The 21494-nt window shown below is 47.1% G+C and carries 24 protein-coding genes and 1 rRNA gene; 14 read left to right on the top strand and 11 right to left on the bottom strand.

Going from position 1 to position 21494, the window contains the following annotated elements; genetic code table 11:
• Nucleotides 1-93, bottom strand: a 16S ribosomal RNA gene (locus CBX98_RS22980); the annotation flags it as partial.
• Nucleotides 94-587: 494 nt separating this feature from the next.
• Between CBX98_RS22980 and CBX98_RS22975 the strand changes: the two genes are divergently transcribed.
• Nucleotides 588-1136, top strand: coding sequence for a gamma carbonic anhydrase family protein (locus CBX98_RS22975; protein ID WP_074190038.1), 549 nt, complete (start codon nucleotides 588-590; stop codon nucleotides 1134-1136).
• 7 nt (nucleotides 1137-1143) lie between these two features.
• Here the strand turns inward: CBX98_RS22975 and CBX98_RS22970 are convergent, their stop codons facing one another.
• The 4 genes from CBX98_RS22970 to CBX98_RS22955 form a co-directional block, all read right to left on the bottom strand.
• Nucleotides 1144-1407: a DUF1488 domain-containing protein gene (locus CBX98_RS22970; RefSeq protein WP_012841273.1), complete on the bottom strand. Its 264-nt coding sequence runs from the start codon at nucleotides 1405-1407 to the stop codon at nucleotides 1144-1146.
• 3 nt (nucleotides 1408-1410) lie between these two features.
• Nucleotides 1411-2244: a shikimate dehydrogenase gene (gene aroE / locus CBX98_RS22965; RefSeq protein ID WP_074190039.1), complete on the bottom strand. Its 834-nt coding sequence runs from the start codon at nucleotides 2242-2244 to the stop codon at nucleotides 1411-1413.
• A 101-nt stretch (nucleotides 2245-2345) separates the two neighbouring features.
• A complete protein-coding gene (gene hemF / locus CBX98_RS22960) occupies nucleotides 2346-3263 on the bottom strand; it encodes an oxygen-dependent coproporphyrinogen oxidase (protein WP_109170335.1) in 918 nt (305 codons plus the stop codon).
• Nucleotides 3264-3310: 47 nt separating this feature from the next.
• Nucleotides 3311-3868, bottom strand: coding sequence for an L-threonylcarbamoyladenylate synthase (locus tag CBX98_RS22955; protein ID WP_048625612.1), 558 nt, complete (start codon nucleotides 3866-3868; stop codon nucleotides 3311-3313).
• A 199-nt stretch (nucleotides 3869-4067) separates the two neighbouring features.
• Here CBX98_RS22955 and purE point away from each other — a divergent pair, with 199 nt between their 5' ends.
• Both purE and CBX98_RS22945 read left to right on the top strand, forming a co-directional pair.
• The gene (gene purE / locus CBX98_RS22950; protein ID WP_109170334.1) at nucleotides 4068-4553 is read left to right on the top strand and encodes a 5-(carboxyamino)imidazole ribonucleotide mutase; all 486 of its coding nucleotides are present in this window, start codon (nucleotides 4068-4070) and stop codon (nucleotides 4551-4553) included.
• 4 nt (nucleotides 4554-4557) lie between these two features.
• Nucleotides 4558-5691 (top strand): 5-(carboxyamino)imidazole ribonucleotide synthase, encoded by a 1134-nt coding sequence (locus CBX98_RS22945; RefSeq protein WP_109170333.1) that lies wholly within the window; start codon nucleotides 4558-4560, stop codon nucleotides 5689-5691.
• 65 nt (nucleotides 5692-5756) lie between these two features.
• On the opposite strand, the gene CBX98_RS22940 is transcribed toward CBX98_RS22945, so the two are convergent.
• From CBX98_RS22940 to CBX98_RS22925, 4 genes are all read right to left on the bottom strand, one after another.
• On the bottom strand, nucleotides 5757-6326 hold the full coding sequence (locus CBX98_RS22940) for a topoisomerase DNA-binding C4 zinc finger domain-containing protein (protein ID WP_109170332.1): 570 nt from the start codon (nucleotides 6324-6326) through the stop codon (nucleotides 5757-5759).
• Nucleotides 6327-6404: 78 nt separating this feature from the next.
• Complete coding sequence (locus tag CBX98_RS22935) at nucleotides 6405-6884, bottom strand: DUF494 family protein (protein ID WP_005379074.1); 480 nt, start codon at nucleotides 6882-6884, stop codon at nucleotides 6405-6407.
• A gap of 2 nt (nucleotides 6885-6886) precedes the next feature.
• Nucleotides 6887-7996 (bottom strand): DNA-processing protein DprA, encoded by a 1110-nt coding sequence (gene dprA, locus CBX98_RS22930; protein ID WP_109170331.1) that lies wholly within the window; start codon nucleotides 7994-7996, stop codon nucleotides 6887-6889.
• Nucleotides 7980-9074: a LysM peptidoglycan-binding domain-containing protein gene (locus CBX98_RS22925; RefSeq protein WP_109170330.1), complete on the bottom strand. Its 1095-nt coding sequence runs from the start codon at nucleotides 9072-9074 to the stop codon at nucleotides 7980-7982. The genes dprA and CBX98_RS22925 overlap by 17 nt, the downstream gene beginning before the upstream one ends.
• 138 nt (nucleotides 9075-9212) lie before the next feature.
• Here CBX98_RS22925 and def point away from each other — a divergent pair, with 138 nt between their 5' ends.
• The 6 genes from def (at nucleotide 9213) to CBX98_RS22895 (ending at nucleotide 15582) form a co-directional block, all read left to right on the top strand.
• Nucleotides 9213-9731: a peptide deformylase gene (def, locus tag CBX98_RS22920; RefSeq protein ID WP_005379068.1), complete on the top strand. Its 519-nt coding sequence runs from the start codon at nucleotides 9213-9215 to the stop codon at nucleotides 9729-9731.
• A gap of 33 nt (nucleotides 9732-9764) precedes the next feature.
• Nucleotides 9765-10712, top strand: coding sequence for a methionyl-tRNA formyltransferase (fmt, locus tag CBX98_RS22915; protein ID WP_005394039.1), 948 nt, complete (start codon nucleotides 9765-9767; stop codon nucleotides 10710-10712).
• 80 nt (nucleotides 10713-10792) lie between these two features.
• The gene (gene rsmB / locus CBX98_RS22910) at nucleotides 10793-12076 is read left to right on the top strand and encodes a 16S rRNA (cytosine(967)-C(5))-methyltransferase RsmB (protein WP_025628789.1); all 1284 of its coding nucleotides are present in this window, start codon (nucleotides 10793-10795) and stop codon (nucleotides 12074-12076) included.
• A gap of 64 nt (nucleotides 12077-12140) precedes the next feature.
• Nucleotides 12141-13517: a Trk system potassium transporter TrkA gene (gene trkA, locus CBX98_RS22905; RefSeq protein ID WP_005394041.1), complete on the top strand. Its 1377-nt coding sequence runs from the start codon at nucleotides 12141-12143 to the stop codon at nucleotides 13515-13517.
• A gap of 9 nt (nucleotides 13518-13526) precedes the next feature.
• A complete protein-coding gene (locus CBX98_RS22900) occupies nucleotides 13527-14972 on the top strand; it encodes a TrkH family potassium uptake protein (protein WP_109170329.1) in 1446 nt (481 codons plus the stop codon).
• A gap of 25 nt (nucleotides 14973-14997) precedes the next feature.
• Entirely contained in the window at nucleotides 14998-15582 is a 585-nt protein-coding gene (locus tag CBX98_RS22895; RefSeq protein WP_065646623.1) for a DUF3157 family protein, read from the top strand.
• A 38-nt stretch (nucleotides 15583-15620) separates the two neighbouring features.
• Here the strand turns inward: CBX98_RS22895 and CBX98_RS22890 are convergent, their stop codons facing one another.
• Both CBX98_RS22890 and CBX98_RS22885 read right to left on the bottom strand, forming a co-directional pair.
• The gene (locus CBX98_RS22890; protein WP_005394044.1) at nucleotides 15621-16274 is read right to left on the bottom strand and encodes a hemolysin III family protein; all 654 of its coding nucleotides are present in this window, start codon (nucleotides 16272-16274) and stop codon (nucleotides 15621-15623) included.
• 70 nt (nucleotides 16275-16344) lie between these two features.
• Nucleotides 16345-17151 carry a sporulation protein gene (locus CBX98_RS22885; RefSeq protein WP_005394045.1) on the bottom strand — a complete coding sequence of 269 codons (807 nt, stop codon included), beginning with the start codon at nucleotides 17149-17151 and terminating at the stop codon, nucleotides 16345-16347.
• A 296-nt stretch (nucleotides 17152-17447) separates the two neighbouring features.
• Here CBX98_RS22885 and CBX98_RS22880 point away from each other — a divergent pair, with 296 nt between their 5' ends.
• From CBX98_RS22880 to CBX98_RS22860, 5 genes are all read left to right on the top strand, one after another.
• Entirely contained in the window at nucleotides 17448-17615 is a 168-nt protein-coding gene (locus tag CBX98_RS22880) for a hypothetical protein (RefSeq protein WP_005379043.1), read from the top strand.
• Nucleotides 17616-17781: 166 nt separating this feature from the next.
• Complete coding sequence (locus CBX98_RS22875; protein ID WP_047010287.1) at nucleotides 17782-18048, top strand: YihD family protein; 267 nt, start codon at nucleotides 17782-17784, stop codon at nucleotides 18046-18048.
• A gap of 313 nt (nucleotides 18049-18361) precedes the next feature.
• Complete coding sequence (gene ccoG, locus CBX98_RS22870; protein WP_047010286.1) at nucleotides 18362-19783, top strand: cytochrome c oxidase accessory protein CcoG; 1422 nt, start codon at nucleotides 18362-18364, stop codon at nucleotides 19781-19783.
• A gap of 53 nt (nucleotides 19784-19836) precedes the next feature.
• A complete protein-coding gene (locus CBX98_RS22865; RefSeq protein ID WP_109170336.1) occupies nucleotides 19837-20823 on the top strand; it encodes a serine/threonine protein kinase in 987 nt (328 codons plus the stop codon).
• 34 nt (nucleotides 20824-20857) lie between these two features.
• Entirely contained in the window at nucleotides 20858-21460 is a 603-nt protein-coding gene (locus tag CBX98_RS22860) for a thiol:disulfide interchange protein DsbA/DsbL (RefSeq protein ID WP_005379036.1), read from the top strand.
• The last annotated feature ends 34 nt before the right edge of the window (nucleotides 21461-21494 follow it).

Below are 21494 nucleotides of genomic sequence, written 5' to 3'. Positions count from 1 at the left end.
CCCGAAGGTTCAGATAACTCGTTTCCGCTCGACTTGCATGTGTTAGGCCTGCCGCCAGCGTTCAATCTGAGCCATGATCAAACTCTTCAATTTAAGATTTTGTTCGGCTCAATGAATACTGAACATTACATAAGTAATGTTTGAATTGACTGTGCTGAGTCTTGCGACTCAATGGTCACTTCGTTTCATTGAAACCTAATTTGAAACCGAAGTTTCTAATTGGATTATCATCAACGAGTGCCCACACAGATTGATAGGTCTATATTGTTAAAGAGCTTTCCTGTTGAGCTTTGCTCAAAACAGGACGGCCATTTTAGCGAGTTAAAGTTTAGTGTCAATCACTTTTTTCAAACTTTCTTCAAGCGTTTCCGCTTGGCTAATTTGGCTTGCTAACTTGGCTTTCGTTTCTTTCGAAGCATTGCCGTGTCAGCGAGGTGGCATTATAGAGATTGCGATCACATTGGCAAGCCCTTTTTCACGTTTTTTTTGATTTTTTTATCGTTTGGGTGTTTTTTATTCTAAAAGGCGAGTTTTCACTACTATTCTACCTCCATGTCCCCTGTACTCGCCCCTAATAAGGAGAAAAGATGAGCTTAATTAGAAGCTACAAAGGTATAAAGCCTCAACTTGGTGAGCGTGTTTACGTTGACTCAACCTCAGTGTTAGTCGGAGATATCCGTATTGGGGACGATTCTAGCATTTGGCCATTAGTAGCGGCACGAGGCGATGTGAACCACATTCACATTGGTGATCGAACTAATATTCAAGATGGCAGTGTTTTGCATGTCACCCATAAGAACGCCGAAAACCCAAACGGCTACCCACTTATCATTGGCAATGACGTTACGATTGGCCACAAAGTGATGCTGCACGGTTGTGAGATCCACGATCGTGTTTTGGTTGGTATGGGGGCGATTGTTTTAGATGCTGTCGTTATTGAATCAGAGGTGATGATTGGAGCGGGCAGTTTAGTGCCGCCAGGAAAGAGATTAGAAAGCGGCTATCTTTATGTCGGTAGTCCAGTTAAACAAGCTCGTCCTCTATCAGAGACAGAACGAGCTTTTTTGCAAAAGTCTGCCAATAACTATGTTCAAAACAAAAACGACTACTTACATGAAGTAGAAGACTTGAACTAAAGGTCTATTAGCCGATGATAATATGGCCTTCTTCGTTGAAGGCTTCATCTTCTATTAACTCTTCTGCTATTTCTTCCAGATCAAATCGGTAGTCAATAAAAGCAGAGAGCACGGCCTGCTCCGTATCTAACTCTGAGCCAGATAACTTTTCTAACTTTTGTTTCGTCACAAAGCATTCTATTAGTGCGCCTGATTGTTGCGCCGCAAAGTTTACTGATTGTGATACTTCATCCCATGATTGCATGTCTGGGAATAAAATGGATTGATTCATCGCTTATTGACCTTCAAGGTTCTTTCTTAATTCACGCAAAATCTGTTTGGCGCCTGGACGAAGACCGCGCCATAACATAAAACTCTCAGCAGCTTGGCCAACTAACATACCTAAACCATCATAAGCATGTGCCGCACCGTGTTGCTTAGCCCATTGGTTAAATGTGGTATCACCTTTGCCATACATCATGTCGTAGCTTGTACTATTGGCGGCGAACACCGAGGAAGAGATCGCAGGTAACTCACCACTCAATGATGCAGACGTGGAGTTGATTACGACATCGAACTCTTCAGCAATGGTATTCATCTCGTTTGCTGTAACAGGGCCATATGCAGAAAACAATTCTGCCAATTCTTCGGCTTTGGAAAATGTACGATTAGTTATCGTTAGAGATGTTGGTTTTTGATCGAGCAATGGTTTAATCACACCTCGAGCGGCACCACCAGCTCCTATGATCAAGATACGTGCACCTTCTAACACGACTTGATGTTGCAACAAGTCCTGCACTAAACCTGCACCATCAGTGTTATCACCAATGATTTCACCATCATCAAGCTTCTTAAGTGTATTCACAGCTCCAGCAAGCTGAGCACGCTCGGTCAAACGGCTGGCAAATTGATAGGCGTCTTCTTTAAAAGGCAAGGTCACGTTACAGCCTTTGCCGCCGTCAGCAAAAAATGCTTTCGCCGCCTCGATAAATCCACCCACAGGCGCACATTCTGCGGTGTATGTTAGGGACTGATTAGTTTGGCGAGCAAAGAGTGTATGGATAAATGGCGACTTGCTGTGCCCGATAGGGTTACCAAACACGGCGTAACGATCGATTTGCAGGGTCATTTCCTTACCTTTATTCCTTACTTAGATATAGAGAAAACAGGGCCATCTGATTACAGATGACCCTATCACTATCTATCTATATAGAAAAGGAGATTCCGTGCTTACCATTCGCGTGGTTTCAGGTATCGCTCGTAAAGTTCGGCTTCAGGCGTTCCTGCTTCTGGTTCGTAGCGGTACTCCCATCGCGCTAACGGCGGCATCGACATCAGAATCGACTCGGTACGCCCACCACTTTGTAAACCGAATAAAGTGCCACGGTCGTACACTAAGTTGAACTCAACATAACGACCACGACGGTAAAGTTGGAATTCACGTTCGCGCTCGCCATATTCGATGTCTTTACGACGAGACACGATCGGCAAATAAGCTTGGCAATAGCCTTCACCCACCGCTTTGATGTAATCAAAACACTTATCAAACTCCCAGTGATTCAAATCATCAAAGAACAAACCACCAACACCACGAGTTTCATTTCGATGTGGCAAGAAGAAGTACTTATCACACCACGCTTTGTGTTCTGCATATACTTCTTCACCAAATGGGGCACAGATTGCCTTAGCTGTATCGTGCCATGACTGACAATCTTCTTCGAAAGGATAGAAAGGAGTCAGGTCGAAACCACCACCAAACCACCAAATTGGTTCTTCGCCCTCTTTCTCGGCGATAAAGAAACGCACATTCGCATGAGAAGTTGGGACGTAAGGGTTTTTGGGATGGATAACCAAAGAGACCCCCATCGCTTCAAAACGGCGACCCGCTAGCTCCGGACGATGTGCCGTCGCAGATGCTGGCATTTCTTTCCCTTCTACATGCGAGAAGTTCACCCCACCTTGCTCGAAAACAAGGCCATCACGCATAACACGTGAGCGCCCACCGCCACCAAGACGTTCGCCCGGTTCACGATGCCATGCATCCTCGACAAAGACGGCCTTTCCATCTTTTTGTTCTAACTGCTGACAAATGGAGTCCTGAAGTGACATCAGGAACTGCTTTACGGCGTGCTTATCGATTGCTGACATACGTTATTACCTATTACGTGATACCGGTTGATGACTGGCAAGCAGGGTTAGCCCTGTCTTAATATTTGTGAAGTTTTGGCGTCACGAATCTCGCTGGGTTTATCACGGCCGCTGGTTTCACCACGAAGAATGGCCACCAGCTTATCACCCAATTGCTGCTCTACCTCTTCCGTGTTCATACACGGTGGCAAGCCGGAAAGATTCGCGCTGGTAGAGGTTAACGGCTTTCCGAATGCATTACACATCTTTTGAACCAAAGGATGATCAGTCACACGAACTGCAATTGAATCAAATTGCCCTGAAACCCAGTTGGAGACTTTATCGCTCGCTGGCATGATCCAAGTGTATGGACCAGGCCAAGTTGCATGAACGGTCGCTAATTGTTCTGGAGTCAGTTGAGATTCATCAATATATGGCAAGAGCTGCTCATAACTTGCAGCGATCAGAATCAGCCCTTTTTCCACCGGACGCTGCTTGAGATCCAGCAGTTTTTGAATTGCTTCTGGGTTATCTGGATCGCATCCGACACCAAAAACCCCTTCTGTTGGGTAGGCAATCACTTCGCCTTGTTGTAGTGCGTTGAGCACTTGTTCAAAGTTATCCACCGATTACTTCCTGATTGTCTGACTGTATTATTTTCACTAAGTGTACAAATATTCATTCTCAGACACTAAAGCAATTTTTTTATAAAATGTATCAATAGCGTCAACAACAAGACGCAAACGTTTGCTTGAGATAAAAATCCCCGTATAATGCGCACAAATTTATCAGCTCACCTAATTTTGCAGCTTGAAGGAGTTTGAGATGAAAGTCGGTATCATCATGGGTTCTAAATCCGATTGGCCAACCATGAAACTAGCAGCAGACATGCTAGACCAATTTGGCGTACCTTACGAAACAAAAGTCGTGTCAGCACACCGAACTCCTCAATTACTGGCGGACTACGCCAGTGGCGCAAAAGAACGCGGCATCAAAGTGATCATCGCCGGTGCAGGCGGTGCAGCTCACCTACCAGGTATGGCAGCTGCATTTACTAGCATTCCTGTACTCGGTGTTCCAGTTCAGTCTCGCGCACTAAAAGGCATGGACTCTCTGCTATCTATTGTACAAATGCCAAAAGGCATTGCAGTCGGTACGTTAGCGATTGGCGAAGCGGGCGCAGCAAACGCCGGTATCCTAGCAGCGCAAATTCTAGGCACTCATGATGAAAACATCATGGCGAAGGTAGAAGCATTCCGTAATGAGCAAACGGAAACAGTTCTCGCAAATCCAAACCCTGCAGAGGATTAATCAGATGCATGTACTGGTTCTTGGTGCGGGTCAATTAGCTCGAATGATGTCTCTGGCTGGTGCGCCACTGAATATTCAAATTTCAGCTTACGATGTCAGCAGCGGTGATGTCGTTCACCCTTTAACTCAACAGGTACTTGGCCATGGCTTGGAAAATGCGATTACGCAAGTTGATGTGATTACTGCCGAGTTCGAGCATATTCCACATGACGTGCTCAAGGTTTGCGAAGCGAGCGGCAAGTTCCTACCAAGTACGCAAGCCATCAAAGCAGGTGGTGATCGCCGTATTGAAAAAGCACTGCTTGATGATGCTGGCGTGCGCAACGCGAAATACTACGTGATTGAAACTCGTGAAGACTTTGAGCGCGCAATTGAACACGTTGGTATGCCAATGGTGCTGAAAAGTGCATTAGGTGGTTACGATGGTAAAGGCCAATGGCGCTTAAAAGAAGCTTCTCAAGTCGACGACATTTGGACTGAGATGGCAGAGTGCATCGCGGCAACACCAACTCAAGCGATTGTTGCTGAAAAGTTTGTTCCTTTTAACCGCGAAGTATCATTGGTTGGTGCTCGAAGCAAAGATGGCAGTGTGGAAGTGTACCCTCTGGCAGAGAATGTTCACACCAACGGTGTATTGAGTCTTTCTACTGCGATTGATGCGCCAGGGTTACAGGAACAAGCAAAGCAAATGTTCACGGCAGTCGCAGATAGCCTAGATTACGTTGGTGTATTGGCGCTCGAATTCTTTGATATCGATGGCACACTGTTAGTGAATGAGATTGCCCCACGCGTACACAACTCTGGTCACTGGACACAGCAAGGTGCAGAAACGTGTCAGTTTGAAAACCATCTGCGCGCAGTATGCGGCTTACCATTAGGTAGTACGAAATTGGTTCGTGAAACCTCAATGATCAATATTCTTGGTGAAGACACACTACCAGATGCATTGTTATCAATGGATGGTTGCCACATTCATTGGTATGGCAAAGAGAAACGTGCAGGTCGCAAGATGGGACACATCAACGTGTGTGGTGACTACCCAGGAGAATTGCACCTTAGGTTGTGCGCTCTGGCAGACATCTTAGACCCAATAGCTTTCCCTGCTGTGCAAGCGTTCGCTAAACAGCCTCAACACTAACGTTTGGCAGCAAAAAAACAAAAAAGGGTCGCACGATGCGACCCTTTTCAATTCCTTTGATTCATTTACCCTTGCTGGGTGTGCTGACACTTACGATTAGCACACTGCAATTTCACACCACTGGCAAGTTTCTTCTCCACCAACAGAGTAAAACCACACTCTTCGCATCGCCCCTTGACCGGAGCAAGGTTCACAGCAAATTTGCATTTAGGGTAGTTATCACACGCGTAGAATGTTTTGCCAAATCGGGTTTTACGCTCAACCAAATGTCCTTTGCCACATTCAGGGCAAGCGTGTTGCTCTTGCGGCTGCTTTTCTGGCTCTGGTTGATTAATCGACTCAATATGATGGCACGCCGGATAGTTACTGCAACCAACAAACATCCCATAACGCCCTTGGCGTAATACCAACTCGTTACCACAACCTGGACAAGAAACGCCAAGCTCTTTGACGATGTGTCCATCATTGTTGTGCAGAGCTTTGATGTAATCACAGCTTGGGTAGTGGCTACAGCCAAGAAAGGGACCGTGTTTGCCATGTTTGAGGATCAACTCACTGCCACATTTAGGACACGGCTCGTGTTCCAATGCGTGTTCATGGGCAGAGAAAAGGGTGTTGTCGATTTTACTACTCATACTTACCGTTTCGTGAAAAACACACCAAAAGACAAGCTCGCGTTCTTGCTAGCTAAACTCGAACTTGCCTAGATTGGGTTAGTGAAGAATCCCTTGTTCCTTGGTGTACAACAGCTCTTCCATTAGCGTATAAGCGTTTTCATTACCAGGCACATTAAACAGCACCATCAAAATGATCCATTTGAGGTCTTCAAGCTCAAACTCGCTCGTTTCTAGACCCATCACTCGGTCAATCACCATTTCGCGAGTTTCTGTGGTTAACACATTGATTTGCTCAAGAAACAATAAAAACCCTCGGCATTCCAAATCTAAACGCTGCATCTCTTTCGCTGTGTAGATACGAGTTGATGACGAAGCCATGCAAGTCGAGATTGCAGAAGAGGTGTCACTTTGCTGCAATGCGGCAAGCTCTTCTAACCAGACAAGGGCTTTGTAGATATCTTTTTGTTGGAAGCCTGCACGGAGCAGCTCTTCTTCCAACTCGTCTTGTTCGACCTGTAACTCTGCATCGCTATGGATGTAGGTTTCGAATAGATACATCAGTATATCCATCATCATAGCTAGCCCCTCCCCTTTCGAATATAGCCACCTGAAACCGCAACGACATGCCCAGAGAGTTCTAACTCTAAGAGCTGCATCATGACTTCCTGGACAGGTATATTGGTCCTGTTTGCAAGAATATCAACCGGTGTAGCTTCACTTCCTACGTTAGCTAACAGCTGAGGAAATGGCAATTCTTCTTCATCATTTAACGTAGAAAATAAATCGGTACTCTGATTAATAGACCAATCAAGCAAAGACTGTATTTCATCTAAGACATCTTTCGTCTTTTCTACGAGGCAAGCACCATGACGTATCAACTGGTTGCCACCGCTGGCATTAGGGGCATTTATCGAAGCTGGCAGCGCAAACACTTCTCGACCTTGCTCAAGCGCGTAACGAGCAGTAATTAACGAGCCACTCCTTTCCGCCGCTTCCACAACTAACACACCTAGCGATAATCCGCTAATAATGCGGTTTCGACGCGGGAAGTTTTCCGGGCGCGGCTTGGCGTTGGGGCGAAACTCAGACACCAAAGCCCCATGTTCAATAACACGTTGCGCTAAACCACGATGACGTGCCGGATAAATATTTTCTAAGCCAGATCCCAGCACCGCAATCGTCTTACCTTTTGCTTGCAACGCACCATCATGCGCATGGCCATCAATGCCTAAAGCGAGACCACTGGTGACAATAAAATCGTGCTGAACAAATTCTGCGGCAAAGTGGCGTGCATGCTGTAAGCCATCAATACTCGCATTTCGGCTGCCAACCATTGCTATCTGTGGCTGCGAAAGACAAGTAGAATTTCCTTGAACAAAAAGCAGAGGTGGCGGCGCAACGATTTGTTTGAGTTGAGGTGGATAAAGCGGGTCAGTCAGTGTCAGGATATGATGATTTGTAGAAGCCTCAAGCCAACTTAAACAGGCTTCAACTTCTTTATCTGTTGAAGCCCAAGCTTGAATTTGCTTAGTTGTTAACCCAAGTTGTTGTAGCTGTTCGGGAGAGAGGTTTACGATGTTACCCGGCGTGTCTCTTGCCAGTAGCTTATTCATTTTGACCCCGCCAATGCCTGGTAAACAACTCAGTTTTAACCAGGCAGCGAGATCATCGTTATTTCGTCGATTCATCGATGGTTAATTCGTCCGCCAACGGTGACACCACCGAAATATCTTGGTTAATGGGTTTAGTACTGTTAGTGATCAGTGCCAAGCTAAAGTACTCATAGGGACGAATGACCAGCAACTCACCAACTTTGCTTTGAGGCAAAGTAATTTTCTTATCAAGCACGCCAAACTCTTTCTTGAACTCATCGCCGTCTTTGTAAACTGGGTGCGCGTCTTCTTTTAAATCAAACACACTGCCTTGCTTCAGATTGTCTGACGTGCCTTTATCAATCACCACGACTTGGTTAGTTGAACTAAAGCGAATACCTTCGATATTACCTAGCAACTTTGCCGAACTGCCTTGTGGCGACGGCAGCGGGTAGAACGTAGTCGTGAAGTCAGTATTTTCAACCGATTGATTTGGCAACGCGATATCGTTACGTAGAATTTCTTGCATCTGCGATGTAAGCTTCAAACCTGAATAATCACTCGAAGCTTCAACGAGCTCGCCTTTGGCAATCAAACGCAGCGCGGTAATCTCTTTAGACACATCGTCACGCGAAAAGGTAGCTACTGGTCGGTAAATAGCCCAACCTGTCGCGGTCTGATTACCATTGATATACAGCACATCTTCTGCAGTCAGATACTTACTGCCTTTGCTGCTACCCATCACTTTTGCTGCACTGTTCAACGCATCTTGATCCAGCAACCGATCCGATTTGAGGTAAGGCATCACCAAACCTTCCGCGACCGTTGGTACCGCTTTCTTTTCCGTGATACGTGCTTTCGGGCTCAGCTTCTTAACCGGTTTTAGGCTCAATACGGGCTGACCGTTAATCCACACCAAAGACAGCTTGTCACCGGGATAAATTAAATGAGGGTTGTCGATTTCCGGGTTTACTTGCCATAAACGAGGCCACAACCACGGGCTATCCAAGTACATGGCCGAAATATCCCATAGCGTATCGCCCTTCACGACTACATATGTTTGTGGCGCATCATCTTTAACAGTCAGTGGGTTTGCATCCACATTTGCTACAGCGTTGAAAGAGAAAAGTAACGGCAACGTAACACTGGCAACGTTGCGGAAAATTCGATTCATGACCCTCGTCCTTGGTCTATTAAGCAGGAACCAGAATGGAAATTGGTGCAAGGATGCTGTCATTTAGGCTATAAAATGTCTAGAATTGAGCCAACAAGGTTTGTGCTGTTTCGGCACAGTTCAATATTTCGAGTGAATATGTCTGTATTACAAGTATTAACATTCCCGGATGATCGCCTGCGCACAGTCGCAAAGCCTGTTGAAGCGGTGACGCCTGAGATTCAAAAAATCGTCGATGACATGATTGAAACCATGTACGACGAAGAAGGTATTGGCCTTGCTGCAACGCAGGTTGATATCCACAAACGTATCGTAGTGATTGATATTTCAGAAACTCGCGATGAGCCGATGGTGCTAATCAACCCTGAGATTCTGGAAAAGCGTGGCGAAGATGGCATCGAAGAAGGCTGTCTGTCGGTACCAGGTGCACGCGCACTTGTGCCTCGCGCTGCAGAAGTTACCGTTAAAGCACTGGATCGTGATGGCAAAGAGTTCACCTTTGAAGCCGACGACCTGCTAGCGATTTGTGTTCAACACGAGCTTGATCACTTACAAGGTAAGCTATTCGTGGATTACCTATCGCCACTGAAACGCAAACGCATTCAGGACAAGCTAGCAAAAATCAAACGCTTTAACGAGAAGCAGCAAAACGCTTAATCTCGAACCATACCAATTAGAAGGAAGCCTACCTTGAGTCAGTCTTTACGTATTGTCTTTGCAGGTACTCCGGATTTCGCCGCCCGTCACTTGGCGGCGTTGTTGTCTTCGGAGCATGAAGTCATCGCGGTTTACACAAACCCAGATCGTCCAGCGGGTCGTGGCAAGAAATTGGCTGCGCCACCGGTAAAACAACTGGCGCTGGAACACAACATCCCGGTTTACCAACCTGAAAGCTTTAAGTCCGACGAAGCGAAACAAGAACTTGCCGATCTGAACGCCGATCTCATGGTTGTCGTGGCGTACGGTATGCTACTGCCACAAGCGGTTCTTGATACCCCTAAACTGGGTTGTATCAACGTACATGGTTCTATCCTACCTCGTTGGCGTGGTGCGGCTCCAATCCAACGCTCTATTTGGGCGGGCGATGCAGAAACGGGCGTGACCATCATGCAGATGGACATCGGTCTCGACACTGGTGATATGCTGAAGATTGCAACTCTGCCAATCGAAGCGACAGATACCAGCGCTTCAATGTACGAAAAATTGGCTGAGCTTGGCCCAGAAGCCCTGATTGACTGCTTAGCCGACATTGCTGCGGGTAAAGCAGTGCCAGTGAAGCAAGACGATGAGCTAGCGAACTACGCGAAAAAACTCAGCAAAGAAGAAGCACGCATTAACTGGAACGACGATGCGGCTCACATTGAGCGCTGCGTTCGTGCATTTAACCCATGGCCAATGAGCCACTTTGAGGCGGCAGAAAACAGCATCAAAGTATGGCAAAGCCGTGTGGCAGAGCAAACCAGTGACAAGCCAGCCGGCACCATCTTGCAAGCAGATAAAACCGGTATTTATGTTGCGACAGGCAACGGCGTACTGGTGCTAGAACAACTGCAAGTTCCTGGCAAAAAAGCCATGTCAGTTCAGGATATTCTGAATTCGCGCGCGGCTTGGTTTGAAGTTGGTACTCTGCTGGTTTAAGCCATACTAGGGGTTATCATCCCCAATAATACGAACTTTTAGAGGGCAGAGATGCCCTCCTTTACTTTAAGGTACTCATCATGAATGTTCGCGCTGCGGCTGCTAACGTCCTGTATCTTGTCGTCGACAAGGGCCACTCACTTTCAAGCGCTCTTCCAGCGGCTCAACAAACGGTACGACCTCGTGACCACGCTCTGCTACAAGAGATCTGTTACGGTGCGCTACGTTACCTACCTCGCCTAGAAATGATCGCAAACCAGTTGATGGATAAGCCGCTCAAAGGCAAACAACGTGTATTCCATCACCTAATTCTGGTTGGTATTTACCAACTGAGCTTCATGCGTATTCCTGCGCACGCAGCTGTCGGTGAAACGGTTGAAGGCACTAAAGAGCTGAAAGGTCCTCGTCTGCGTGGTTTGATTAACGCTGTATTGCGTAACTACCAACGCAACCAAGAAGAACTCGACCAAATGGCCGTCAGCAACAACGCTGGCAAGTACGGTCACCCAAGCTGGTTACTAAAACTGCTGCAAGAGGCCTACCCACAGCAATGGGAAAGCATTGTTGAAGCGAACAACCAAAAAGCACCAATGTGGCTGCGTGTGAACCATCAGCACCACACTCGTGATGAATACCTTGCGCTACTCAAAAATGAAAACATTGATAGCACGCCACACACAGAAGCAATGGACGCCATAAAATTGGCCGCGCCATGTGACGTGATGAAGCTACCTGGTTTTGAGAAAGGTTGGGTTTCAGTACAAGATGCGGCAGCGCAGCTCTCGATCAACTACCTAAAACCACAAGACGGCGAACTGATTTTAGATTGCTGTGCAGCGCCAGGTGGCAAGACGGCACACATTCTAGAGCGCACGTCGGGCAGTGAAGTGGTCGCGATTGACTGCGACGACACACGCTTGAAACGTGTGCATGAAAACCTGAAGCGTCTCAACCTTCAGGCAAAAGTGGTTTGCGGTGATGCGCGTAATCCACAAGAATGGTGGCAAGGCGAGCAATTTGATCGCATTTTGCTGGATGCCCCATGTTCTGCGACTGGCGTGATTCGTCGTCACCCAGACATAAAATGGCTACGTCGTGCAGACGACATCGCCGCATTAGCAGAGCTACAAAGTGAAATTTTTGATGCCATGTGGACGCAACTGAAACCTGGCGGCACAATGGTTTACGCGACTTGTTCAATCACACCGCAAGAAAACGTGGAGCAAGTAAAAGCGTTTTTAGCACGTACCGCGGATGCGCAACTGCTGGATTCTGATCCCGACCAGCCTGGTCGTCAAATTCTACCAGGCGAAGAAGACATGGATGGTTTCTACTACGCAGTGCTAACCAAAACACACGCGTAACAGCATGCTAAATAGGGCGATTGGAGTGATTTCAATCGCCTTTTTCAGATAACGAGAAAAGAGTATGAAGATCATTATTCTTGGTGCAGGTCAGGTTGGCGGCACACTGGCAGAAAACCTAGTGGGTGAAAACAACGACATCACCATCGTCGACAACAATGCCGACCGACTGCGCGAATTACAGGACAAATACGACCTGCGTGTGGTCAATGGCCATGCGAGCCACCCCGACGTGCTGCACGAAGCGGGCGCACAAGACGCCGATATGCTCGTCGCGGTGACCAACACTGATGAAACCAACATGGCCGCCTGTCAGGTCGCGTTCACTCTATTCAACACCCCAAACCGCGTTGCGCGTATTCGCTCTCCAGAATATCTGGCCGAAAAAGAAGCCCTGTTTAAATCTGGCGCCATTCCTGTCGATCACCTTATCGCACCAGAAGAACTCGTTACGAGCTACATCGAACGTCTAATCCAATACCCAGGCGCGCTGCAAGTGGTGAGCTTTGCTGAACAGAAAGTCAGCCTAGTGGCGGTAAAAGCCTACTACGGTGGCCCGTTGGTGGGTAACGCGCTGTCTGCTTTGCGTGAGCACATGCCGCACATCGATACCCGTGTGGCAGCGATTTTCCGTCAAGGCCGTCCGATTCGCCCGCAAGGCACCACCATTATTGAAGCCGATGATGAAGTGTTCTTCGTCGCCGCAAGCAACCATATTCGCTCAGTGATGAGTGAGCTTCAGCGCCTAGAAAAACCGTACCGCCGCATCATGATTGTTGGCGGGGGTAACATTGGTGCCAGTCTCGCAAAGCGCTTAGAACAAAACTACAGCGTGAAGCTGATTGAACGTAACTACCAACGTGCAGAAAAACTGTCAGAAGAGCTAGAAAACACCATCGTGTTCTGCGGCGACGCGGCAGACCAAGAGCTTCTCTCGGAAGAGAACATCGACCAAGTCGACGTCTTCATCGCGCTGACCAACGAAGATGAAACCAACATCATGTCTGCGATGTTGGCAAAACGCATGGGCGCGAAAAAAGTAATGGTGCTGATCCAACGTGGCGCTTATGTAGATCTGGTACAAGGCGGCGTAATTGATGTGGCGATATCACCACAACAAGCGACCATTTCCGCCTTGCTGACGCACGTTCGTCGCGCTGATATCGTGAACGTATCCTCACTTCGCCGCGGCGCTGCGGAAGCAATTGAAGCCGTCGCTCACGGTGATGAAAGTACATCCAAAGTTGTTGGACGTGCGATTGGAGATATTAAGCTCCCACCTGGGACCACCATTGGTGCTATCGTTCGTGGCGAAGAAGTCCTTATTGCCCACGACCGTACGGTCATCGAGCAGGATGACCATGTGGTGATGTTCCTGGTCAACAAAAAATACGTATCAGACGTCGAAGCGCTATTCCAGCCGAGTCCATTCTTCCTCTAGGATTTTCCTATGGTCAACTTACGTCCCGTACTATTTGTTATCGGGCTGGTTTTATCCAAACTGGCCCTTTTTATGTACGTGCCGACTTTGGTCGCTTTCTTCACTGGTACGGGGGGATTTCTCGATTTCGCCCAAGCCGTTGTGATCACGCACCTTGCCGCTTTCATTTGTTTGACGATCGGTCGAACCGCCAAGTTCAAACTCAGCGTACGCGATATGTTCCTCATAACCAGTTTGGTTTGGACCATCGCCAGTGCGTTTGCCGCCTTGCCGTTTGTGTTCATCAACCACATCAGCTTCACCGACGCCTACTTCGAAACGATGTCGGGTATCACCACGACGGGCTCAACGGTGCTCAGTGGCCTAGACAACATGGCGCCGAGCATCTTGCTGTGGCGCTCTATTTTGCAGTGGCTTGGGGGGATTGGTTTTATCGTAATGGCGGTGGCGGTGCTACCTATGCTCAATGTCGGTGGTATGAAGCTATTCCAAACCGAATCATCCGATTGGTCTGATAAAAGTAGCCCGAGAGCAAAAACGGTCGCCAAAAACATCGTAGCGGTTTATTTGATGCTTACTGGCTTATGCATTGTGGGCTACTTGGTCACCGGCATGAACCTGTTTGAAGCGATCAATCACGCCTTTACCACGCTATCAACGGGCGGATACTCTACATCCGATGGGTCGATGAACCACTTCTCTAATGGCGCACACTGGGTGGCCACTACCTTTATGTTCTTAGGTGGCTTGCCATTTTTGCTCTTCATCGCCGCGTTACGTAAACGTAGTATTGATGTGTTGGTTAACGACGCTCAAGTTCGAGGATTCGCGTACCTGTTCGTGTTCTCAAGCTTAGTGATTTCAGCCTGGTTAGTGATTCGAGACGGATACACCATTTTGGATGCGCTACGAGTGTCGATGTTTAATATCGTCTCTGTCGTCACCACAACCGGCTTTGGCTTAGAGGACTTCACCGCGTGGGGCGCATTACCCACAACTCTTTTTGCCTTCTTAATGATGGCGGGGGCATGCTCAGGATCAACGTCTGGCGGGATCAAAATCTTCCGTTTCCAAATCGCAATGACACTGCTGAACAAACAGATGATGAAATTGATTCACCCTTCAGGTGTGTTTGTACAGCGCTACAACCAACGCCCAGTGAATGATGACATTGTTCGCTCGGTGGTCGCGTTTGGCTTGATGTTCTTTATCACCATCATCTTTATCGCGGGTTGCTTGAGTGCACTGGGTTTAGACCCCATCACTAGCATCTCTGGTGCCATCACTGCGGTAGCCAACGTCGGCCCAGGTATGGGAAGCGTGATTGGACCGACGGGTAACTTCGCGCCTCTGCCAGATACCGCCAAGTGGCTCCTGAGCTTTGGCATGTTAATGGGCCGCTTGGAAATTCTGACTATTCTTGTACTGTTCTTCCCTGCGTTTTGGCGCCGTTAAGCAGACACAAATAAAAGGTATAACAATGAAAACATGGATCACTCTGGCGACCCTACTTGCCGCCTCATCCACATACGCCGCTGAAGTCATCACTTTAGCCGATGGTCGAGAAGTGAAGTTAAACGATGACTTTACTTGGGAATACGTCATGAAAAAACCTGCGCAGCAAGCAACAGAGACGCAAGCGACAACAAGTGCGGTTGAAACGATCGCATCTCCCGCAATTGCGACAATTCCAGTGGTGACGAAAACTGTTGGCACTACCGTGGTGGTAAACGCCAAAAAGCCAACCATGCAGCTGTCTGACTCTGGTGTCGACGTACTGATTGGCTCCGCGAGCTATCAAGATGGTGAGCTCGTACTGCCAACGTCCATTACCAATCAAAGCTCACAATCGGTGATTCAAGTTGAAGTGGAAGTTCAGGTATTTGATATGTCTGGCCAGCAACTGGCGAAAGAAAAAGTCACAGTTTGGCAATCCATCAAGCGAATGGCGGATACTTACCTGCGACCAAAGCAAGCAGAACAGGGTAAAAGCATCAAACTGGCAGTGCCGCAGTCTCAGCAATACCAGTTTTCAGCCAAAGTGTTAGAAGTGAAAACTCGTTAATGTGATAACACATGTTTTGTCGAGTTCATATCTATCCGTTAGATAGGCTCGACAAAATAATAAATTGCGAAGAAGTGACACACACAACCCGCTAAAACGAAGCCGTGCCAAATCGCATGATTGAATGGAATACGCTTCGCAACGTAGAAAATCACCCCCAGTGAATACACAATCCCACCAGCTGCGAGTAATGTCAGTCCGCCAATATCCAAGTTGATCGCCAACTGATAAATCACAATCAACGACAGCCAGCCCATGACCAAATACGTCATCAAGGAAAGCTTTTTAAATCGGTAAACAAACGCGACTTTCATGATGATGCCGAGTAGAGCGATGGTCCAGATAACAATCATCAAACCAAACGCGAGCGGCGTACGTAAACTCACCAACAAAAAAGGCGTATAACTGCCAGCAATGAGCAGATAAATGGCGCAGTGATCGAAAGTTTTTAGCCAGCGTTTGGCATTGGGGTGCGGAATTGCGTGATACAGCGTCGAAGCCAAAAATAGCACGATAATACTCGCACCATAGACAGCCATACTGGCCAGCGTCAGCGTATCAGCTTGCTGGTCTATGGCTTTGATTAGCAGCAGTATCAAGCCAACAATACCAAAAATCATCCCAATGCCATGAGTGATGGTATTAGCCAGTTCTTCGCGTTGACTGTATTGAGGTTTCTGCAGTTCAGACATCAATGCGCCTATACTAGAGTTTGAAATTTGCTCTAGTATGGCACATTAGGCTTACACGTGTAAGCTTAAATTAAGACTCATGAACGGCCGTGGTTTGATCGAGATAATTAAGTACAAGTTCGCCCACTTGATCAAGCTTAGTCGTGGCTGGAATGGTCAACTCTCGTTTGAGTTTTCCGCTACCCAGTAAGCTTGCGAGCATGCCACCCTCGCCCTTGCGTGTGCGGTCAACTTCAAACCATAATTTGAGTTCTTGCTCGCTACGATGAGCGACAAATTCTAACTCACGCCACACGCCATGGTATGGCCCGTCAGTCGGCACCATCTCAAATTCTTGCACAAATGGCAGGTCGAACCCTTTTACTTCCTCACACTCCACTTGGCGAATACGCAAACCTTGCGCTTCAAATGCGGATAACACCGCATCCATTAGTGGATCAGGTCGAACGGTGAGGATGTCTTTATCGGTCGGGTCTAAAGCAGCAGCAACGTCCAAGCCGGTTTCGAGCCACACTTTGGCGTCACCAATGGTGACAGGCGTATTCCAAGGCACATCGAGCTGAACATCGAAGGTACGCTCTTCGCCAGAATGGATGGTAAACGCATAAGGGAGGCTCCACTTAGCAAGCACATGAGTCTGAGGTACTCGACGCATGCTGTGTCCTTCTCGCGCACCACGGTCATCAGGAGCTTCCGCGATATAGCGGCAACACAGTTTTAAATCGATGTTGTCGATCGCTTGTTCAGTGGCACCACCATAAACATGGATAGACACATCCACACTTTGACCAGGATATAGCACGTCTTGATTTAGGATTGAGTCAACCTTAGCACTCCCAATCCCAAAACTGGCAAGTGTCTTCTTCAAAAATGACATAGGCACCTCCTTCGTCGAGATCTCATACTACTACTGCTGATCGAGGGATCAAACAAAAATTGCCTCGATCATCGCGACAAAATGACAAAATCTAAACAATTCAATTGCTCAACTATCGACCAATTATTACAAGGATGCTAATCTTATACGTGATATGCATGCATATCGGTATTCCTGATTCATTAACTGGATTGGCGAGAGCCAGAAGAGTGATTCTTCAATCTTGTTGGAGCCTAGCTCATAATGATTCAGGCCATTACATCGGCAATGGATATGCCTGACAGTTAGGTAAATTAATGCGCCCAACAACAGTCAGGTTCGCACACACTAATACTAGTGCAATGCGCCGCCGCAGTGGCTTTACTACTGCACCAAAGGCAAAGCAAGTTGCGCCAGCAATGACATTGGTTGAGAAGACAGCAATGATGTCGAGTGTTCCGGCCAAAGTTATCAAAGCAGCTTAATCAAAAGCGCGGCGCCAGCTGCGCTTTTTTCTTTGCACGCACCTCAAACCACCTCAACGACTTAGAACAAAACACAGTGAAATAGATAGTTTTTCCTATTTGGTCTTCGCAAAGCAATTTGGTACCTTTACAGCTAATTACACCTATAAATTCTGTGGAGAAAGAAATGAAGTGTCATCGCATTGAAGAGCTGCTTGAGCTACTAGAGCCTGAATGGCATAAAGACCAAGAAATGAACCTACTGCAGTTCATCGTGAAGCTAGCGAAAGAAGCAGGCTACGAAGGCAAGCTAGAAGATCTGACCGACGACGTGCTGATCTACCACCTTAAAATGCGTAACAGCAGCAAAGACGAAATGATCCCAGGTCTTAAGAAAGACCAAGAAGATGATTTTAAAACTGCGATTCTGCGCGCTCGTGGCGTCATCAAATAACCGGCTCAACAACCCAGTATTCTTTAAGCGACTCCCTCAAATGAGTCGCTTTTTTATAACTAAAATTTTTAGTCCCACAGTTGGTTATAACTGTTCAGCCAATTATCAGGTTAACTGTACTGACTTTTGTTGTTAAACGTTGACTGCGTTAAAGAAAAGGAATTGTTATTGATTGTATAATCGCCGTTCATCAGTATTTACTAAAATAATTATGTCCGGTCATGATTTATGATAAGGACGAAGTAGCAATGTCATCGAGCGACATCAATAGAAATGACGCCGTACATTATAAAAGCCTAAGAAGGATGAGTGCATGAGTCAGGATAAGATCGATATCAAAGATGTGACTCCTAAAACCTATAATCCCAAGACTCATAAAGGGAATGGGGATCGGTTCAACCCAAGTAATCGCATCTATGTACGCGAAAGCAAAGGGACTTACCAGAAACTGCGTCGTTACGGTGGTTGGTTCTTACTGCTTCTCTTCGCTTTGATACCGTGGATTCCTTACGGTGAACGTCAAGCGATCTTGCTCGATATTGGCAACCAGCAGTTCAACTTTTTCGGTACCACGTTGTATCCGCAAGATCTTACCCTACTCGCCTTGCTATTTGTGATCGCAGCGTTTGGGTTGTTCTTTATTACCACCTTCTTAGGTCGAGTTTGGTGTGGCTATCTCTGCCCACAAACCGTCTGGACCTTCATGTATATCTGGTTTGAAGAGAAACTGGAAGGCAGCGCCAATAAGCGTCGCAAGCAGGACTCCAATAAGCTGACGGCAAATTTAGCGATGCGCAAAACCATCAAACATATCGCTTGGTTTGCCATTGCGCTCGCCACTGGTTTTACTTTTGTTGGCTACTTCGTTCCAATGAAGCAATTGGTTATCGACTTTTTCACTTTTAACGCCAACTTCTGGCCCGTCTTTTGGATCATGTTCTTTGCCATTTGTACCTATGGTAATGCTGGTTGGATGCGTTCCATCATGTGTATTCACATGTGTCCTTACGCGCGCTTCCAGTCTGCCATGTTTGATAAAGACACCTTCATCGTTGGCTATGATGCCAAACGTGGTGAAAAACGTGGTCCACGTCCGCGCAAAGCCGATCCAAAGCAACTTGGTTTGGGGGATTGTATTGATTGTGACTTGTGTGTGCAGGTGTGCCCAACAGGTATCGATATTCGTGACGGCTTACAATATGAATGTATTAACTGTGGCGCCTGTATTGATGCGTGTGACAACACCATGGATCGCATGGGTTACGAGAAAGGACTAATCAGCTACACCACCGAGCACCGCTTATCGGGTAAGAGTACCAAAGTCATGCGTCCGAAGCTGCTGGGCTATGGAGCTGTGCTACTGGTCATGATTGGTCTGTTCTTTGCCCAAATCGCAGCGGTAGACCCAGCAGGCATGAGTGTTATTCGCGACCGTAACCAACTGTTCCGCGTTAATAGCTCGGGCGAAGTAGAAAACACCTACACCCTCAAAGTGATCAACAAAACCCAGCAAGTGCAAGAGTACTCGTTGGATGTTGAAGGGCTATCCGATGTAAGCTGGTATGGTAAGCAGACAATTCAGGTACAGCCAGGTGAGGTATTGAACTTACCAATGAGTCTTGGCGCCGATCCTGACAAGCTAAACTCTGCGATTACGACAATTCAGTTTATACTCACCGATAAGAGCAACGAATTCACCATTGAAGTGGAAAGCCGTTTTATTAAAAAACTATAGCGCTACTTCAGTGACTAACGGAAAAAGGCTCAGTAATGAGCCTTTTTGTTTATATGTCCCAAAGTATGTTTAACTTTGACGCCCTTACCCCAGATTTTATGTGGTACGCGTTAGAAAGCATCGGCGTTCGCGCAGAATCAGGCTTTCTTCCCCTCAATAGCTACGAAAACCGTGTTTATCAATTCACTGACGAAGAGCGTCGCCGTTATGTCGTCAAGTTCTACCGCCCTGAACGTTGGAGCAACGAACAGATCCAAGAGGAGCACGACTTCACTTTAGAACTAATTGGAAACGAAATCCCCGTCGCACCACCTGTGCGCATCAACGATGAAACCCTGCATCACTATCAAGGCTATGCCTTTGCGCTGTTTGAGAGCGTAGGTGGTCGCCAGTACGAGGTTGACAACTTAGATCAGCTCGAAGGTGTAGGGCGCTTCCTTGGTCGCATCCACAAAGTGGGTAGCCGCCAAGCCTTCCAACATCGACCAACGATTGGCTTGCAAGAATACCTGTATCAACCAAGAGAGATTCTGCAAAACGCCAACATGATTCCAATGCACTTGGAGAACAGCTTCTTCAATGACTTGGATATGCTGATCAAATCAATTGAAAGCCACTGGCAAGAAGGCTTCAATATCATTCGTTTGCATGGCGATTGCCACCCAGGCAATATTTTGTGGCGAGATGGCCCTATGTTTGTTGATTTGGATGACGCTCGTAACGGCCCTGCAGTACAAGACTTATGGATGCTACTGAACGGTGAACGCCAAGACAAACTGATGCAGCTGGATATTGTTTTAGAAGCTTATCAAGAGTTTTGCGACTTTAACCCCGCAGAATTGAAACTAATTGAGCCACTTCGCGGTCTACGAATGGTGCACTATATGGCATGGCTAGCAAAACGTTGGCATGACCCTGCGTTTCCTCTCGCTTTTCCATGGTTTAATGAGCCAAAATACTGGGAAGGTCAGGTCCTTGCATTTAAAGAGCAGATCGCCGCTTTAGAAGAAGCACCGCTGTCTTTAATGCCTCAATGGTAAGTCAGGCCACAAATTCAAAAATGGAGATATTTCGATGAAAAAACTGTTCGCACTGTTTTCTATGCTGATGCTAAGCCTGTCGGCACATGCAGCGCAATTCAAAGAAGGTGAACATTACAAAGTATTGGATCTTGAGGCATCAAAAAAACCTCTTGTGACGGAGTTTTTCTCTTTCTACTGCCCGCACTGTAATAGCTTTGAACCTGTTATCCAGCAACTGAAAAAGCAGTTGCCAGAAGGTACTAAGCTATTAAAAAACCACGTTTCTTTCATGGGTGGCAACATGGGCCCATCAATGAGCAAAGCCTACGCGACCATGGTTGCACTAAAAGTGGAAGACAAAATGGTGCCAGTGATGTTTAACCGCATCCACAATCTAAAGAAGGCGCCACGTAACGATGAAGAGCTTCGCCAAATCTTCCTTGATGAAGGTGTAGACGCGAAAAAATTCGACTCAGCATTCAAAGGCTTTGCGGTTGATTCCATGGTTCGCCGTATGGACAAGCAATTTGAAAACAGCGGTCTAACCGGCGTTCCTGCGGTTATCGTTAACAACAAATACCTAGTTCAAGCACAAAGCATCAAAACAATGGATGAGTACTTCTCTCTGGTGAACTACTTGCTGACACTAAAATAAGCACATCGATATCAATCAAAAGGGGAGCACATCG

The sequence above is a fragment of the Vibrio sp. T9 genome (genome assembly GCF_003123985.1).
Taxonomy (GTDB): Bacteria; Pseudomonadota; Gammaproteobacteria; order Enterobacterales; family Vibrionaceae; genus Vibrio; species Vibrio diabolicus.
Note: the sequence above shows the minus strand (reverse complement) of the source record. Positions and strands in the feature narration are given on the sequence as shown.

What these genes read in the sequence shown, in the direction of transcription:
- CBX98_RS22975 (WP_074190038.1), top strand. Translation starts at nt 588, where the DNA reads ATGAGCTTAATTAGAAGCTACAAAGGTATAAAGCCTCAACTTGGTGAG.
- CBX98_RS22970 (WP_012841273.1), bottom strand. Translation starts at nt 1,407, where the DNA reads ATGAATCAATCCATTTTATTCCCAGACATGCAATCATGGGATGAAGTA.
- aroE (WP_074190039.1), bottom strand. Translation starts at nt 2,244, where the DNA reads ATGACCCTGCAAATCGATCGTTACGCCGTGTTTGGTAACCCTATCGGG.
- hemF (WP_109170335.1), bottom strand. Translation starts at nt 3,263, where the DNA reads ATGTCAGCAATCGATAAGCACGCCGTAAAGCAGTTCCTGATGTCACTT.
- purE (WP_109170334.1), top strand. Translation starts at nt 4,068, where the DNA reads ATGAAAGTCGGTATCATCATGGGTTCTAAATCCGATTGGCCAACCATG.
- CBX98_RS22945 (WP_109170333.1), top strand. Translation starts at nt 4,558, where the DNA reads ATGCATGTACTGGTTCTTGGTGCGGGTCAATTAGCTCGAATGATGTCT.
- CBX98_RS22940 (WP_109170332.1), bottom strand. Translation starts at nt 6,326, where the DNA reads ATGAGTAGTAAAATCGACAACACCCTTTTCTCTGCCCATGAACACGCA.
- CBX98_RS22935 (WP_005379074.1), bottom strand. Translation starts at nt 6,884, where the DNA reads ATGATGATGGATATACTGATGTATCTATTCGAAACCTACATCCATAGC.
- dprA (WP_109170331.1), bottom strand. Translation starts at nt 7,996, where the DNA reads ATGAATCGACGAAATAACGATGATCTCGCTGCCTGGTTAAAACTGAGT.
- CBX98_RS22925 (WP_109170330.1), bottom strand. Translation starts at nt 9,074, where the DNA reads ATGAATCGAATTTTCCGCAACGTTGCCAGTGTTACGTTGCCGTTACTT.
- def (WP_005379068.1), top strand. Translation starts at nt 9,213, where the DNA reads ATGTCTGTATTACAAGTATTAACATTCCCGGATGATCGCCTGCGCACA.
- rsmB (WP_025628789.1), top strand. Translation starts at nt 10,793, where the DNA reads ATGAATGTTCGCGCTGCGGCTGCTAACGTCCTGTATCTTGTCGTCGAC.
- trkA (WP_005394041.1), top strand. Translation starts at nt 12,141, where the DNA reads ATGAAGATCATTATTCTTGGTGCAGGTCAGGTTGGCGGCACACTGGCA.
- CBX98_RS22900 (WP_109170329.1), top strand. Translation starts at nt 13,527, where the DNA reads ATGGTCAACTTACGTCCCGTACTATTTGTTATCGGGCTGGTTTTATCC.
- CBX98_RS22895 (WP_065646623.1), top strand. Translation starts at nt 14,998, where the DNA reads ATGAAAACATGGATCACTCTGGCGACCCTACTTGCCGCCTCATCCACA.
- CBX98_RS22890 (WP_005394044.1), bottom strand. Translation starts at nt 16,274, where the DNA reads ATGTCTGAACTGCAGAAACCTCAATACAGTCAACGCGAAGAACTGGCT.
- CBX98_RS22885 (WP_005394045.1), bottom strand. Translation starts at nt 17,151, where the DNA reads ATGTCATTTTTGAAGAAGACACTTGCCAGTTTTGGGATTGGGAGTGCT.
- CBX98_RS22880 (WP_005379043.1), top strand. Translation starts at nt 17,448, where the DNA reads ATGCGCCCAACAACAGTCAGGTTCGCACACACTAATACTAGTGCAATG.
- CBX98_RS22875 (WP_047010287.1), top strand. Translation starts at nt 17,782, where the DNA reads ATGAAGTGTCATCGCATTGAAGAGCTGCTTGAGCTACTAGAGCCTGAA.
- ccoG (WP_047010286.1), top strand. Translation starts at nt 18,362, where the DNA reads ATGAGTCAGGATAAGATCGATATCAAAGATGTGACTCCTAAAACCTAT.
- CBX98_RS22865 (WP_109170336.1), top strand. Translation starts at nt 19,837, where the DNA reads ATGTCCCAAAGTATGTTTAACTTTGACGCCCTTACCCCAGATTTTATG.
- CBX98_RS22860 (WP_005379036.1), top strand. Translation starts at nt 20,858, where the DNA reads ATGAAAAAACTGTTCGCACTGTTTTCTATGCTGATGCTAAGCCTGTCG.